Here is a 14020-nt window from a genome sequence, read left to right as displayed (position 1 = left end):
AACTCCCGACAGATTCGAGTCTCGAGCATGAGCCACTCCGGTCGCGGCCTCGACCGCTTCGCGCACCTCGTCCATCGCTACTTCATCTGGATCGTCGTCGCGTCCTATGCGGCCGCGGCGCTCGCGCCCGCCGCGGGAATCGCCTTGCAGAAGACCCGCCTCCTCGACGTCGGCGACGGCGACCGGCATGTGACGGCGACGGCGACGACCCTGATGTTGTTCCTGCTGCTCTTCAATGCGGGCCTCGGGACCAACGCCCGGGAAATCCGAACGCTCGCCCGCACGCCCGCCGTGCTGGCGGTCGGCGCGCTCGGCAATTTTCTCGTGCCGCTGACGTTCATCCTTGCGGCGAGCTTCCTGCTGGGCCGGTGGCACAATAATGACGAGACGCAGCAAATCCTCACGGGTCTCGCCTTTGTCGCCGCCATGCCGATCGCCGGGGCGTCGACGGCCTGGGCGCAATCGGCGAACGGCAACATGTCGCTGAGCGTCGGCCTCGTGCTGACGACGACGGCGCTCAGCCCCCTGCTCACGCCGGCCGTCCTTCACGCCGTCGCCGGCATGACGACCGGCGACTATAGCGAAGACCTTCACGAGCTGGCCGCGAGCGGGTCGATGAGCTTTCTCGGCATGTGGGTGCTTGCGCCGTCCGTGCTGGGCGTCTCGGCGGGTCGCCTGATCAGCGAGGCGGCGTGGGCGCGCGCCAGGCCTTACCTCAAATTGTCGAACTATGCGATGGTCGTTCTGCTCAACTATTCGAACGCCTCGCTCTCGCTGCCCGAGGTCGCGGGCAATCCCGACATGGACTTTCTGGCGCTCATGCTGGCGGTCATTCTCTTCCTGTGCGTGACCGCCTTCGCCGCCGGCTGGCTTTGCGCGCGCGCCAGCGGCGCCGACGGGGAGGAGACGGCGTCGCTGACCTTCGCGCTCGGCATGAACAACAATGGGGCGGGGCTGTCACTCGCCTCAACCGCGATGCCGAACCACGCCGGCGTGCTGCTTCCCGTCATCCTCTATAATCTCGCGCAGCATTTCGTCGCCGCCATCGTCGACCGCGCATTTTTCCAGCAAGGCGGCGCGGGCAAATCCTGACGCTTACATGGACGGCTTCCTGCGCTGGATCTCCTCCGGCGGAAGCCATTCGCGTCCCGCCTGGGTGCCTGGCTTCGCCTCGATGCCCGGCGCGCCGGCCGCCGTGCCGCTGGGACCGGAGACCCCCGCGGGAGAGGCGTGCTCCTGCGCCGCGGGGTTTTCCTTCTGCACCACCGTCGGCGGAATCACATTGGTGCCGGCGGCCGGCCCCGACGTATGGCCGATGTCTTCCGCGGCGGCGGAAGGCGGCGGCGCCTGTTCTGTTTCCTCGTTCAGCGCCGGCTTGATCTCCCGGGGCGGCTGGCCCTCCATTCGAGGCGGATTGGGATCGCCCTGGTCCTGCGCCCGGTCCTGCGCGAGCGCGGGCGCGATGGCGCCCGCCGACAGCAACAAGGCGCCAATCAACAGCTTCTTCATGACGGTGACTCCTGCCCTCGCCCCGAGTGAATCCGTAAAGCGCTAGATGGGAGGGCGGGCTTCTCCGGCAAGAAAATATCGCCTCGCGCGCGCTTTTCGTTTACTCAGCTTCGCGGGAGGAAACGAACATGGCTATTGAAACGAAACATCCGGAAACGCTTGCGCTCCATGCCGGCTGGCGCGCCGATCCGACGACCGGCGCCGTCGCCGTTCCGATCTATCAGTCCACGTCGTTCCAGTTCCGCGACACCGAGCACGCGGCCAATCTCTTCGCCTTGAAGGAGCTTGGGCCGATCTATACGCGCATCGGCAATCCGACGACGGACGTTCTCGAACAGCGTCTCGCGGCGCTCGACGGCGGCGTCGCGGCGCTCGCGCTTTCCTCGGGACAGGCGGCCTCGGCCTTCGCGGTTCAGAACCTCGCCAAGGTCGGGGACAATATCGTCTCCTCCACCGATCTCTATGGCGGCACCTGGAATCTCTTCGCCAATACGCTGAAGGACCAGGGCGTCGAGGTGCGCTTCGTCGATCCGGCCGACCCGGAGAATTTCCGCCGCGCCATTGACGACCGCACGCGCGCCTTTTACGGCGAGACCCTGCCCAATCCCAAGCTGACGGTCTTCCCCATCGACGAGATCGCGGCGATCGGCCGCGAATACGGAATTCCGCTCATCGTCGATAATACGGCGGCGCCGATCATCGCGCGCCCGCTCGACCACGGCGCGGCGATCGTCGTCTATTCGACGACGAAATATATTGGCGGCCACGGGACCTCGATCGGCGGCGCCATTATCGACGGCGGCAATTTCGACTGGGAAAAATTTCCCGCGCGCCAGCCGGCGCTCAACACGCCGGACCCGAGCTATCACGGCGCCGTGTGGGTCGAGGCGGTCAAGCCCCTGGGGCCCATCGCCTATATCATCAAGGCGCGCACGACATTGCTGCGCGATCTCGGCTCCTCGCCCTCGCCTTTCAACGCCTTCCTCACATTGCAGGGCGTCGAGACGGTGACGCTGCGCATGGAGCGCCATGTCGCCAATGCGCAGAAGGCCGCCGATTTCCTCGCGAGCCGCGGCGAGGTGACGAAGGTGATCTATCCCTCGCATCAAACCGGCGAAGCGCGGAAGCGCGCCGATAAATATCTCAAGGGCGGCTACGGCGCGCTGCTTGGCTTCGAGCTGAAGGGCGGCGCGGAGGCGGGACGCCGCTTCATCGACGCGCTGGAGATGTTCCACCACGTCGCCAATATCGGCGACGCGCGCAGCCTCGCCATCCATCCCGCGACGACCACGCATTCGCAGCTCTCCGAAGAGTCGCAGCTCGCGAGCGGCGTCACGCCCGGCTATGTGCGCCTCTGCATCGGGCTGGAGCATATCGACGACATCATCGCCGATCTGGAGAAGGGGCTGAAAGCGGCGGGAGCGTGAGCGGCCTTTTCAAGCAAGAGCGGCGCGCCCTTCCCCCTCTCCCCGCAAGCCTAGCAGATTCACACATCTGTGTTGGTTAGCGGCGGCGTTGGTTGGGTGACGGCGATGGCGTATTTTCCGTGCTGGAATTTGAGCCATCCGGCGAGCATGACGACGGGGCCGGGTTTTCCGTAATAGCCGGTCCAGCCGCCGAGGCGGGCGAGCACCCAGGACGCATAGGCCAGGGACCCTCGCGGATGTGGGTTCTTCTGACGCTGCGTCTTGCCTTCGAGGGTGGCGCAATAGGCTTCCAGCAGCGGTTGGTCCTTGGGCTCGAAGGCGTCGAGGAGCGGGCGCAGACGTTGCGGATCGCCGCCGTCCCGGGCGTGGACGAGTTGTTGGATCGTCACGGCCGCGATCAACGTCGCGGCCGCCAGGGTCTGGCGCGGCGCGTCGTCTTCCATCCGCACGGCCTCGATGTCGAAGCCGCCGGTCTTCATCGTGCGGAACAACTGCTCGATCGCCCAACGGCGTCGATACAGATCGACGACCTCGAGCGCTTGCGCGAGGCGGTCGACGGGGCGCGTCGTGATCAGACGCCAATGGACGTTTTCGCCTGGGGGCGGGTCGATCTCGCGCACGTCGACGAGATGGACCGCGATCGTCGAGGGGTCGTTCTGGGCCGCGCCGTTCCGGGGCCGCGCGAGATCAAAGCGCCCATGCCGGACGGCCAGTGTCGCTTCGCGCGCCGGCCGTCCGGGCCTCGCCGGAAGCGACAGCGTCGCCCGCCCGGCCTCCTCCAGCGCATCCAGGCGCGCAAACAGCCGCTCGCCATCCTCCAGCGCGCGGTCCTGCGCGGCGCGCACGAGGAGGTGAACTCCCGGCGGGCGCCGCGCGAAGGCGGAATAAATATCGCTCTCGCGATCGGCCACGACCGTGACCTCGCGCGCCAAAGCGCAAACTTTCGCCGCCGCCGCCGCGCCCTCCAGCCAGCGCCGGCTTTCCTTGTCCTCGATCGGCCGCTGACGCCGATCCGCCTTGCGTCCCGTCGCGCGTTCAAGGAACTGCGCGTGCGCCAGACCCACGATCGAACCGTCCTCGGCGTCGACGACGAGGGTCGGATGCAGATAGAGCCCGCCGCCGCCCTCGGACTTGACGACCGTCGTGTCCTGTATCGCCAGGACCGCGCGCCCGGCGCAACGCGCCGACGCGCGCGCGGCCGCCGTGGCGAACATCTCCGCGCCGGTCACCGCCCGATTGCGAAGAAAGCGCGTGATCTTAATCTCACCGGCCCGGTCGCCGCCGAGCCGACGAATGCGTATGCCCCCGCCGCCCTCCGCCACCAGCCGGGAAAGCAGAAAGGCCCCCCTTTTTCCAGTCGCGCGTCGCCAAAGCGACCCAGCGTCCGTCCGTCCATCGTCCGTCCCTCCGATTCCTTCAAATGGAATCAGACGCCCAGGCCACATGCAACCAAGATGTGTGAATGCGGTAGCCCCGCAAGCGGGGAGAGGGCTGGGGTGAGGGGCGAAGCCGAGTTAGCAATCGCCGGTTATTTACCGGACACAACAGAGGCGGCCGATGAGGCCTTGCCCCTCACCCTGACCCTCTCCCCGCGCGCGGGGAGAGGGAATGAGACGCCTCATTTCACCTTTACCGGATAGCCGGCCACCACCAGCGCCACATGCGCGGCGATCTTCGCGACCTCCTGATGCAGCAGGCCGGCGGCGTCGCGAAAGGCGCGGGCGAGCGCGTTTTCGGGAACGATCGACAAGCCGACTTCCGGCGACACGACCACGGTCGGCGCCTTGCGCGATCGCAGCGCCGCGACCAGCGCCGCTCGGTCCGCCACGAGATCGGCTTCCGCAAACATTCTGTTCGAGAGCCAGATCGCCAGGCAATCGATCATCAGCGGCGCGTCCGGCGGCGCGTCGCGCGCCGCCTCGGGCAAGCGTTGCGGCGCCTCGATGGTGCGCCAATCGCCGCCGCGCCGCGCCTGATGCGCCGCGATGCGTTCGCGCATCTCGTCGTCGAAAGCCTGCGCCGTGGCGATATAGAACCACGGGCCCGGATGCGTCATGATCAGCCCTTCGCCATAGGCGCTCTTGCCCGACCGCGCGCCGCCGAGGATGAAGGTGAGATGCGGGTTCTCGATCATGCGCGGCCTCTGCGTCCCAGGCGAACCCCGTCCTTGCGAGGCGCGCAAGCGACGAAGCAATCCACAGTCGCGTTGGCCGCCACTGGATTGCTTCGCTTCGCTCGCAAGGACGGTTGACGCCTATTCATCGGCGGCCTTTCCGAAAGGCGCTTGCGCCAGCAACCGTCCTTCCCTGTCGAAGACGATGATCTCCAGCGCAGTATCGGCGGGGCCGAGCGCCCTAGCCGCCGTCTCCCACGCGCCGCGCGCGACGGGCGCGGCGAGATCGACGCCTTCCGCGCGCGCGATCAGCAAAGCGTCGAGCGCGCTATTCGCATGCTTCACGCGGGCGACGGTTTCATCATCCGCCCCGGCGCCGCGCGCGGTCTCCGCGAGACGCGCGAAATCGATGCTCGAGCGCCCCGAATGCAGATCCAGCCGCCCCTGGGCGAGCTTCGTCATCTTGGCGAAGCCGCCGCCAATGGTGACGCGGCGGACCGGATGGGCGCGCAGATATTTGAGAAACCCGCCGACAAAGTCGCCCATTTCGATCAGCGCCGCCTCCGGCAGATCGTGGAGCTTTCGCACGGCGGCTTCCGAGGTCGAGCCCGTCGTTCCCGCAAGGTGCGTCAGACCGCTCGCGCGCGCGACGTCGACGCCGCGATGAATGCTGTCGATCCAGGCGGCGCAGGAGAAAGGCGTGACGATTCCCGTCGTGCCCAGGATCGACAGGCCGCCGACAATGCCGAGCCGGCCGTTGAGCGTATGCTTCGCCATCTCCTCGCCGCCGGGAACGGAAATCTCGATCTCGGCGTCCGCGCCAACGCCGAGCTTGCGCGCCGCCTCCTCGATCGTCTGGCGCATCATCCGGCGGGGCGCGGGATTGATGGCGGGCTCGCCGGGCGGCAAGGGCAGGCCCGGCCGCGTGACGATCCCCACGCCTTCGCCCGCCTTGAAGGTCACGCCGGCGCCCGGCGCCGCGCGGCGAACGGTCGCTCGGATCAGCGCGCCATGCGTCACGTCGGGATCGTCGCCCGCATCCTTCACCACGCCCGCGCGCGCGAAATCCTCGCGTCTTTCGCATTCCGCCAGCGCGAAAGAAACCCGCCGGCCCGAGGGCAGCGCGATCTCCACCGGATCGGGCGGCGGCCCGTCGGCGACGAGCGCCTCGAAGGCCGCGCGCGCCGCCGCCGTGGCGCAGGCGCCGGTGGTCCAGCCCCGGCGCAACGGTCGATCTTTGGACGCTTCCGTCATGCGCCTCCTTTAGCACCCGGCGCGACAGGGACCCAACGATCCGCTACAAGGGGCGCCGGATTCAGGAAGCAGGGAGCTTGGCCCATGAAGCGCAGCCTTTCATCCTTCTACGCCTTCGCGGCGCTCTCGGCGGCGGAGGCCGGCGGCGCGTCGGCTTTCACGCTCAGAAGCCCCGACATCGCCGAGGGCGGCAGAATCGACATGAAGCATGTCTACGACTCCTTTGGCTGCACGGGAGAGAATCTCTCGCCGGAACTCATATGGAGCGACCCGCCGGCGGGCGCGAAGAGCTTCGCCGTGCTGGCGCACGACCCTGACGCGCCGACCGGCGGCGCCGGCTTCTGGCACTGGCTCGTCGTCGACATTCCGCCCGATGTGCGCGGCCTCAAACGGGGCGCGGGCGACGCCTCTGGCAAGAATCTGCCAGCCGGCGCCCATCAGCTCGAGAATGATTTCGGCGACCAATCCTATGGCGGCCCCTGCCCGCCGCCCGGCGCGCCGCATCGCTATATCTTCACCGTCTATGCGCTGAAGATCGAGAAGCTCGGCGACGCCGCCCATGGCCGCACCGCCATCGCCGGCTTCACGATCAACGCCAATGCGCTGGCGAAGGCCTCGATCACCGGGCTGTTCGGACGGTGACGGATTGACGCGCAGAATCGTCATTGCGAGCATTTTTCTCGAAGTCGGGCATGCCCGACTTCGCAAAAGCGCGAAGCCATCCAGAGGGGCAATGGCCGCCTCTGGATCGCAATGACCGCCCATGTCCTTCGCGGTCGCCCTCCTCGCGCTCGCGATCGAAGCGGGCGCCGGCTATCCGGACCGGCTTTTTCAAGCTGTCGGCCATCCGGTCACCTGGTTCGGCGCGCTGATCTCGACGCTGGACAAGCGCCTTAATCTTGAAACCGACTCCTTCGCGCTTCGCCGGGCCAAGGGCGCCGCCGCGCTCGCCGCGCTGCTCGCGACCGCGCTCGTCGCGGGAATGCTTGCGGAAAGCCTCGCGCGCGCCCTGCTCTTCGGCGCGCTCGCGCTCGCCCTCCTCGGCTCGACGCTCATCGCCCAAAGAAGCCTTCACGACCATGTCGCCGCCGTGGCGCGGGGCCTGTCGGTCTCGCTCGAAGACGGCCGCCGCGAAGTGGCCAGGATCGTCGGCCGCGACGTGACGCAGCTTGACGAGGCCGGCGTCGCGCGCGCGGCGATCGAGAGCCTCGCCGAGAATTTCTCGGACGGCGTCGTGGCGCCGGCGCTTTTTCTCGCCGCCTTCGGCCTTCCGGGCGCCCTGCTCTACAAGGCGGCGAACACCGCCGACAGCATGATCGGCCACAAATCCGAGCGCCATCTCGCTTTCGGCTGGGCGGCGGCGCGATTCGACGACCTTCTCAATCTCGTCCCGGCGCGTCTCGCGGCCGGGCTGATCGTCGCGGCGGCCTGGGCGGCCGGCGCCGAGGCGCGCGAGGCCGTCGAGACGACCCTGCGCGACGCAAGCAGGCACGCCTCGCCCAATGCCGGCTGGCCGGAGGCGGCGATGGCCGGCGCGCTCCGGCTTGCGCTCGGCGGGCCGCGCGCTTATCGGGGAAGGCGGGTCGACGGGGCGACGCTCGGCGGAGGGACGCGGGAGGCGACCGCCGAAGACATTGGCCGCGCCCTGACAATTTACAGATGCGCGGCGGCCGGGCTTTGGCTTATGGTGCTCGCCGGCGCGCTTGGAAGCGCTAGATAGGTTGATTTTCAACCACAATCCAAAGACCCCCGTTCTCCTTGGGGCGGGGTTGAGCTTGCCCTTTCATTTTTCTGGATATCAAATATTTTAGATGGGAATTGTGCAGCGCAACATCGGGGAGTGGCCAGGGGTGTCGGGAGAAGCGTGATTATGGACCGTATGTCGTACCATGTATACGAAATGCTGCATCTGGCCTTCGCGCCCGCGCGCGCGGCCACCGACGCGCTGCTGCATACGATCAAGAGCCCGCTCAACCCGCTCTATCACACCTCGCTCGGCCGCAGCATCGCCGCCTCCGCCGAGCTCTTCGAGCGCATGACGCGCCGCTACGGCAAGCCCGTCTTCGGCCTCGACTCCACAAAAGTCGACGGCGCCGAGGTCGAGGTCGTCGAAGAGATTGTCTGGATCAAGCCTTTCTGCAGCCTCCTGCGCTTCAAGCGGCAATTCGGAGACGACGCCCCGAGGCAATCGAAGCTCCTGATCGTCGCCCCCATGTCGGGCCATTACGCGACGCTTCTGCGTGGAACGGTCGAAGCCTTTCTGCCGAGCCACGACGTCTACATCACCGACTGGGCGGACGCGCGCACCGTGCCGCTGATCGAGGGGTCCTTCGATCTCGACGACTATATCGATTATCTCGAGGAGATGCTGAAACATCTCGCGCAGGATGGAATCCCCGTCCATACGCTGGGCGTCTGCCAAGCCTCGGTGCCGCTCATTTGCGCGATCGCCGCGATGGAAGCCGCGGACGATCCGGCCGCGCCGGATTCGATGATCCTGATGGGCGGGCCGATCGACACGCGCGTCAATCCGACGGCGGTGAACAAGCTCGCGGAAAAGCGCGGCATCGAATGGTTCCGCCGCCATTGCATCCATACCGTGCCCTTCCCGCATGCCGGCATGGGCCGCGACGTCTATCCGGGGTTCCTGCAGCTTTCCGGATTCATGGCCATGAATATTGAGCGCCATGTCACGGCGCATATGGAGATGTTCAACCATCTGGTCGAAGGCGACGGCGACTCCGCCGAGAAACATCGCGATTTCTACGACGAATATCTCGCGGTGATGGATTTGACGGCGGAATTCTACCTGCAAACCGTCGAGCGCGTCTTCATCCGGCACGAAGTGCCGCTGGGCCTGCTGCGCCATCGCGGCGAATTGATCGACCTGAAGAAGATTCGGCGCACGGCGCTGCTCACGGTCGAGGGCGAGAAGGACGACATTTCCGGCGTCGGCCAGACGATCGCCGCGCAGGATCTGTGCTCCGGCATTCCCCCCGCCCGCAAGGCGCATCACCTGCAGGAGGGCGTCGGCCATTACGGCGTCTTCAACGGCTCGCGCTTCCGCCGCGACATCGCGCCGCGCATCGTCGCCTTCACGCGGGAAATGGAGAAGGTGGAGGCGTAACGCCATCGCTTCGCGACGACGCTCACGGAGTCATTGCGAGGAGGCGAAGCGACGAAGCAATCCAGGGGCCGCGATATCGCTCTGGATTGCTTCGTCGCTTCGCTCCTTGCAATGACGGAGCGCGCGCAAATCCGAACCGGCATGACGCGCGACGCCGCTTACAACGTCGGCGCCAGCCCCGCCTTCAAATTCTCGCGCGCGAGCTTGATCACAAAATTCTTCGTGCTCTCATCGGCGAGCCAGGCGTCGACGCGCGGATTGGCGAGATGTTCCGCGCCCGTCTTCTCAAAGGTCTTGAAGGACGATTGGAGATATTGGGGCAGCGTCAGAAAATCGCCGACCGAATGGGCGAGATGGTGGTTCTGCAGCTTGAAGAGATAGCCGCCCTGCGCGCCGAAAACCTTGGCGACCGCCGGATAGACCGGGAAAATCTCGGCGCGCGCGAGATCGTGAATTTCGTAATAGCCGAAATCCGTCTGCGGCGGCTTCAGCCCGGCCTTTTCCCACATGCGCCGCGCAATGTCGAAGAGCACGAAGCTTTTCGGATGCACGATGCTGTACATGAAGACGCCGCGCCGCGACCAGTTCATGAGATCGGTCGAGAAATCGACGCCGTAGAGCCTGGCGTTCTCGAGGAAGCCGGTCGCGGCTTCGTTCCACAGATCGAGATAGCCGAGCGCCTGGAAGACATTTTCGTTGAAGGCCGCGCGCGTCTCCTCCAGCGTGAGTCCGGCGCGATAGCAGAAGAGGCCGACCGCGGAATGATAGGGACCGAGCGGGCCGAAGATGAAGCCGTGCAGCGGCTCGGATTTGTCCTGGATGTAGATGAGATCGGGATGGAAGGCCGCGAAAGTGACGGCCGGCGTCTTGATCGCCTTTCTGGGCAGGCGGCGCAGCAATTCCTCGGAGTCGCCGCCGCCGCGCACATGGCCGGCGAGAAAATCATGCGTGAAGACGTAATCGTAGGTGTCCAGCGTCTTGACCAGCATATCCATATTGGCGACGCGCGAGCGCCCGATCGCCGAGAAGTGATCGACCGTGGTGCTCGGATCCATGACCTTCATGGCGTAGGCCAAGCCGAAAGCCTGACAATTGCCGAGCACCGCGATGCGCGGACCCGTGCTGCGCAGCGTCCGCCCCGTGAGCCTCGCCAGGCGCGGCTCGACCGCATATTGGCGCCACGACTTCAGAATCTGCTTGTCGATCTGGGAAAACATAGGGGCATTCACCGGTTTGGCCGCGGCGCGACATGTCGTCCGGCCTCGGGCTGGTGACAAGCGGCGGCGCCGCGTCTATGGTCCGCACACAAGCGACGGCGCGCCAAGAGCGCTGCAGAAGTCCGTTTGCGACGATCGATTCTCATCGACGAGGAGTTTGCCCTTGGCGGACAACCCCTATAGCTCCCTACCCGACCATCGTTTCTGGCGCAAGGCTGTGACCGGACTGCCGCCTTTCGCCATCGATCCGCTGATCTCGACGCCCTTCAAGATCGCGCGCGACGACCGCGTGGCGACGGCCGGAAGCTGCTTCGCACAGGAGATCGCGCATCGCCTCCAGACGAGCGGCTACACCTATTATCTCGCCGAAAAGCCGCCGGAGGGCATGACCGCCGCGGAAGCGCTGCGCCGCAACTACTCCATGTATTCCTGCCGCTACGGCAATTTGTACACGACGGCGCAGTTCCGTCAGCTCATCGAGCGCGCCTATGGCGAATTCACGCCCGCGCTCGATTACTGGAACCGCCCCGAGGACGGCCGCTTCGTCGACGCCTTCCGCCCGCGCATCGAGCCCGAAGGCTATGAGACCGTCGAAGAAATGCGGGCCGATCGCGAGAAGCATCTCGCCGCCGTGCGCCATATGATCGAGACGATGGACGTCTTCGTCTTCACCTTCGGCCACACGGAGACATGGCGCCACAAGCCGGACGGCGCAATTCTGCAGCTCGCGCCCGGCGTCGCCGGCGGGACGTGGGATCCCGACGTTTATGAGTTCTACAACATGACGGTAAGCGAGGTCGTTCGCGACTTCCTCGCCGCCGTCGACCGGATACGCGCGGTCAATCCCAAGGTTCGCATCGTGCTCAGCGTGTCTCCCGTGGGCATCATCGCGACCTATGAGGACCGCCATGTCGTCGTGTCCAACACGGCGGTGAAATCGATCCTGCGCGCCGCCGCCGACGAAGTCACGCGCGCAAGGCCGAACATCGCCTATTTCCCGTCCTACGACCTCGTGAACGTCTCGCCCAACGCCGGACGCTTCTACCGGGACGATACAAGACGCATCAATCCGCATGGCATCGACCGCACGATGAAGATGTTCTTCGATCATTTCACCGACAAAGCGCGCGAGGAAGCGGCGGTCAGATCTCTCAAGGTCGACGTCGCCGCCGAGGCCGAAGCCAGCGCCCGCGTCGTTTGCGACGAGGAAGCAATCGAGTCGGCGTGACCCTTTTCTCCCTCTCCCCGCAAGCGGGGAGAGAGTTGGAGTGAGGGGCAAGGCGACAGGGACAAAGCTCGTTGCGCTCACCGCCGCCGAACGCCCGGCTATCGGGGAACGGCTTCGCCCCTCACCCTGGCCCTCTCCCCGCGAGCGGGGAGAGGGAATGATTTTCACCCAGCAGGAAATAGACAATGATCATCGGCTCGCTTGCTCTTGCCGCCGCCGGCGCGTTCACCGGCGCGTCTCTCTACGTCAATTATGTCGAGCAGCCCGCGCGGCTGGCGCTCGGCGACGACGCGCTCATCAAGGAATGGGAGCCCTCCGACCATCGCGGCTTCATCGTGCTCGCGGGATTGGCGGCCATTGCCGCATTATTCGGCTTCATCGCCTATCGCGAGCTGAACGACGTGCGCTGGGCGCTGGGCGCGCTGGTCATTCTGGCGTCATGGCCCTACACCTATTGGGCGATCGTGCCGCTCAACAATCGCATACTCGGCCTCATCGCCGCCGACGCCGCGCATGACGCGCGGCAGGTGATCGATCTTTGGGGCAAGCTCGAAATCGGCCTCACGGGCATTGGCGTGCTGGCCGTTGCGATCTTCGTCTGGGCGGCGGGCTGAAGAAGCGCTTTCCGCTGATGGAGCGGTTGCGGCGCCTTTCTTGAAGAGCGGCATTCATGACTTATGATCTCGTGGTGATTGGCAGCGGACCGGGCGGCTATGTCTGCGCGATCCGCGCCGCGCAATTGGGCCTGAAAACCGCCATCGTCGAGAAGGACGCGACCTATGGCGGGACCTGCCTGAATGTCGGCTGCATTCCCTCCAAGGCCTTGCTTCACGCCTCTCATATGTTCGAGGAGGCCGGACACGGCCTCGCGCCGCTCGGCGTGATCGTCGAGCCGCCGAAGCTCGATCTCAAAGCGATGATGAAGCACAAGGCCGACACTGTCGGCGCGAACGTCAATGGCGTGGCCTTTCTCCTGAAGAAAAACAAGGTCGACGCCTATCGCGGAATCGGACGCCTCGCAGGCGCCGGCAAGGTCGACGTGACCGGCGCGGACGGCGCGATCCAGACCATCGAGACGAAGAACGTGGTCATCGCCACTGGCTCCGCCGTGGCGCCGCTGCGCGACGCGTCCGGCGCGGAAATCCCGATCGACGAGAAGATCGTCGTCTCGTCGACCGGCGCGCTCGCTTTGGAGAAGGTTCCGCAAAGGCTCGTCGTCATCGGCGCGGGCGTGATCGGGCTCGAGCTCGGCTCGGTCTGGCGCCGCCTCGGCGCCGAGGTGACGGCGATCGAATATCTCGACCGCGTGCTGCCGGGCTTCGATCTCGAAGTTGCGACCCGCTTCCAGAAGCTTCTCGAAAAGCAGGGCTTCGCCTTCAAGCTTTCGTCCAAGGTCACCGGCGTGACGCGGAAGGGCGACGGCGTCGTCGTCTCCTATTCCTCCATCGACGGCGCGACCTCTGACGCCGTTGCGGCCGATGTCGCGCTCATCGCGACGGGGCGCATTCCATATGCGCAGGGGCTCGGGCTCGAGGAGGCGGGCGTCGCGCTCGAGCGCGGCCGCGTCGTCATTGACGATCATTTCGCGACCAGCCTTCCCGGCGTTTACGCGATCGGCGACGTCGTGCGCGGGCCGATGCTCGCCCATAAGGCCGAGGACGAAGGCGTCGCGGTCGCGGAAATACTGGCCGGGCAGGCGGGACATGTGAATTACAACGTCATTCCCGGCGTCGTCTACACTTCGCCCGAAGTCGCTTCGGTGGGGATCACCGAGGAGGAAGCCAAGGCGAAGGGCCTCGACGTCGCCATCGGCAAATTCCCCTTCTCGGCCAATGGCCGCGCGAGGTCCATGCGCGAGACCGAGGGCTTCGTGAAGTTCATCGCCGACGCCCGGACGGACCGCGTGCTGGGCGTGCATATTCTCGGCGCCGGCGCGGGGGAGCTGATCGCCGAGGCCGCCGTGCTGATGGAGTTTTCAGGCTCATCCGAGGATCTGGCGCGCACGTGCCACGCTCATCCCACCATGTCGGAGGCGATGAAGGAAGCGGCGCTCGCCGTCGCCAAGCGGGCGATCCATATCTGAGGCCCGGCTGAAAGCCGGGCGACGACGGCCGCCCGCCATCCTCGCCCTCATGCTGAGGAGGC

Annotated in this window: 13 protein-coding genes; 8 read left to right on the top strand and 5 right to left on the bottom strand. The window is 66.1% G+C overall.

Annotated features, from left to right (window positions below; translation table 11 throughout):
• The first annotated feature begins 27 nt into the window (after positions 1 to 27).
• A complete protein-coding gene (locus tag ACV7JP_RS10510; RefSeq protein ID WP_457795630.1) occupies positions 28 to 1092 on the top strand; it encodes a bile acid:sodium symporter family protein in 1065 nt (354 codons plus the stop codon).
• A gap of 3 nt (positions 1093 to 1095) precedes the next feature.
• Here the strand turns inward: ACV7JP_RS10510 and ACV7JP_RS10505 are convergent, their stop codons facing one another.
• Complete coding sequence (locus ACV7JP_RS10505; protein WP_457795629.1) at positions 1096 to 1509, bottom strand: hypothetical protein; 414 nt, start codon at positions 1507 to 1509, stop codon at positions 1096 to 1098.
• Between the two features lie 128 nt (positions 1510 to 1637).
• On the opposite strand from ACV7JP_RS10505, the gene ACV7JP_RS10500 reads away from it, so the two are divergent.
• On the top strand, positions 1638 to 2936 hold the full coding sequence (locus ACV7JP_RS10500) for an O-acetylhomoserine aminocarboxypropyltransferase/cysteine synthase family protein (RefSeq protein ID WP_457795628.1): 1299 nt from the start codon (positions 1638 to 1640) through the stop codon (positions 2934 to 2936).
• A gap of 59 nt (positions 2937 to 2995) precedes the next feature.
• Here ACV7JP_RS10500 and ACV7JP_RS10495 read toward each other — a convergent pair whose 3' ends face one another.
• The 3 genes from ACV7JP_RS10495 to ACV7JP_RS10485 form a co-directional block, all read right to left on the bottom strand.
• Positions 2996 to 4258, bottom strand: coding sequence for an IS4 family transposase (locus ACV7JP_RS10495; RefSeq protein WP_457795627.1), 1263 nt, complete (start codon positions 4256 to 4258; stop codon positions 2996 to 2998).
• A gap of 296 nt (positions 4259 to 4554) precedes the next feature.
• Positions 4555 to 5070, bottom strand: coding sequence for a bifunctional adenosylcobinamide kinase/adenosylcobinamide-phosphate guanylyltransferase (cobU, locus tag ACV7JP_RS10490; protein ID WP_457795626.1), 516 nt, complete (start codon positions 5068 to 5070; stop codon positions 4555 to 4557).
• Positions 5071 to 5190: 120 nt separating this feature from the next.
• A complete protein-coding gene (locus ACV7JP_RS10485) occupies positions 5191 to 6303 on the bottom strand; it encodes a cobalt-precorrin-5B (C(1))-methyltransferase (RefSeq protein WP_457795625.1) in 1113 nt (370 codons plus the stop codon).
• A gap of 84 nt (positions 6304 to 6387) precedes the next feature.
• Here ACV7JP_RS10485 and ACV7JP_RS10480 point away from each other — a divergent pair, with 84 nt between their 5' ends.
• The 3 genes from ACV7JP_RS10480 (at position 6388) to ACV7JP_RS10470 (ending at position 9430) form a co-directional block, all read left to right on the top strand.
• Complete coding sequence (locus tag ACV7JP_RS10480) at positions 6388 to 6945, top strand: YbhB/YbcL family Raf kinase inhibitor-like protein (protein WP_457795624.1); 558 nt, start codon at positions 6388 to 6390, stop codon at positions 6943 to 6945.
• Between the two features lie 121 nt (positions 6946 to 7066).
• On the top strand, positions 7067 to 8023 hold the full coding sequence (gene cbiB, locus ACV7JP_RS10475) for an adenosylcobinamide-phosphate synthase CbiB (protein WP_457795623.1): 957 nt from the start codon (positions 7067 to 7069) through the stop codon (positions 8021 to 8023).
• A gap of 150 nt (positions 8024 to 8173) precedes the next feature.
• Positions 8174 to 9430 carry a polyhydroxyalkanoate depolymerase gene (locus ACV7JP_RS10470; RefSeq protein WP_457795622.1) on the top strand — a complete coding sequence of 419 codons (1257 nt, stop codon included), beginning with the start codon at positions 8174 to 8176 and terminating at the stop codon, positions 9428 to 9430.
• A 158-nt stretch (positions 9431 to 9588) separates the two neighbouring features.
• Here ACV7JP_RS10470 and ACV7JP_RS10465 read toward each other — a convergent pair whose 3' ends face one another.
• Positions 9589 to 10647 carry a WcbI family polysaccharide biosynthesis putative acetyltransferase gene (locus ACV7JP_RS10465; RefSeq protein ID WP_457795621.1) on the bottom strand — a complete coding sequence of 353 codons (1059 nt, stop codon included), beginning with the start codon at positions 10645 to 10647 and terminating at the stop codon, positions 9589 to 9591.
• 163 nt (positions 10648 to 10810) lie between these two features.
• On the opposite strand from ACV7JP_RS10465, the gene ACV7JP_RS10460 reads away from it, so the two are divergent.
• From ACV7JP_RS10460 to lpdA, 3 genes are all read left to right on the top strand, one after another.
• Positions 10811 to 11875 carry a GSCFA domain-containing protein gene (locus ACV7JP_RS10460; protein ID WP_457795620.1) on the top strand — a complete coding sequence of 355 codons (1065 nt, stop codon included), beginning with the start codon at positions 10811 to 10813 and terminating at the stop codon, positions 11873 to 11875.
• Positions 11876 to 12060: 185 nt separating this feature from the next.
• On the top strand, positions 12061 to 12489 hold the full coding sequence (locus ACV7JP_RS10455) for an anthrone oxygenase family protein (protein WP_457795619.1): 429 nt from the start codon (positions 12061 to 12063) through the stop codon (positions 12487 to 12489).
• A 56-nt stretch (positions 12490 to 12545) separates the two neighbouring features.
• Complete coding sequence (gene lpdA / locus ACV7JP_RS10450; protein WP_457795618.1) at positions 12546 to 13958, top strand: dihydrolipoyl dehydrogenase; 1413 nt, start codon at positions 12546 to 12548, stop codon at positions 13956 to 13958.
• The last annotated feature ends 62 nt before the right edge of the window (positions 13959 to 14020 follow it).

This window comes from Methylocystis sp. S23 (assembly GCF_054106005.1).
This window is presented reverse-complemented; position numbering and strand designations above follow the sequence as displayed.

Bases quoted from the DNA above. Each gene is read 5' to 3' on its own strand.
- cbiB (WP_457795623.1), top strand. From the start codon at position 7,067: ATGTCCTTCGCGGTCGCCCTCCTCGCGCTCGCGATCGAAGCGGGCGCC.
- ACV7JP_RS10455 (WP_457795619.1), top strand. From the start codon at position 12,061: ATGATCATCGGCTCGCTTGCTCTTGCCGCCGCCGGCGCGTTCACCGGC.
- cobU (WP_457795626.1), bottom strand. From the start codon at position 5,070: ATGATCGAGAACCCGCATCTCACCTTCATCCTCGGCGGCGCGCGGTCG.
- ACV7JP_RS10500 (WP_457795628.1), top strand. From the start codon at position 1,638: ATGGCTATTGAAACGAAACATCCGGAAACGCTTGCGCTCCATGCCGGC.
- ACV7JP_RS10505 (WP_457795629.1), bottom strand. From the start codon at position 1,509: ATGAAGAAGCTGTTGATTGGCGCCTTGTTGCTGTCGGCGGGCGCCATC.
- ACV7JP_RS10465 (WP_457795621.1), bottom strand. From the start codon at position 10,647: ATGTTTTCCCAGATCGACAAGCAGATTCTGAAGTCGTGGCGCCAATAT.
- lpdA (WP_457795618.1), top strand. From the start codon at position 12,546: ATGACTTATGATCTCGTGGTGATTGGCAGCGGACCGGGCGGCTATGTC.
- ACV7JP_RS10510 (WP_457795630.1), top strand. From the start codon at position 28: ATGAGCCACTCCGGTCGCGGCCTCGACCGCTTCGCGCACCTCGTCCAT.
- ACV7JP_RS10485 (WP_457795625.1), bottom strand. From the start codon at position 6,303: ATGACGGAAGCGTCCAAAGATCGACCGTTGCGCCGGGGCTGGACCACC.
- ACV7JP_RS10480 (WP_457795624.1), top strand. From the start codon at position 6,388: ATGAAGCGCAGCCTTTCATCCTTCTACGCCTTCGCGGCGCTCTCGGCG.
- ACV7JP_RS10470 (WP_457795622.1), top strand. From the start codon at position 8,174: ATGGACCGTATGTCGTACCATGTATACGAAATGCTGCATCTGGCCTTC.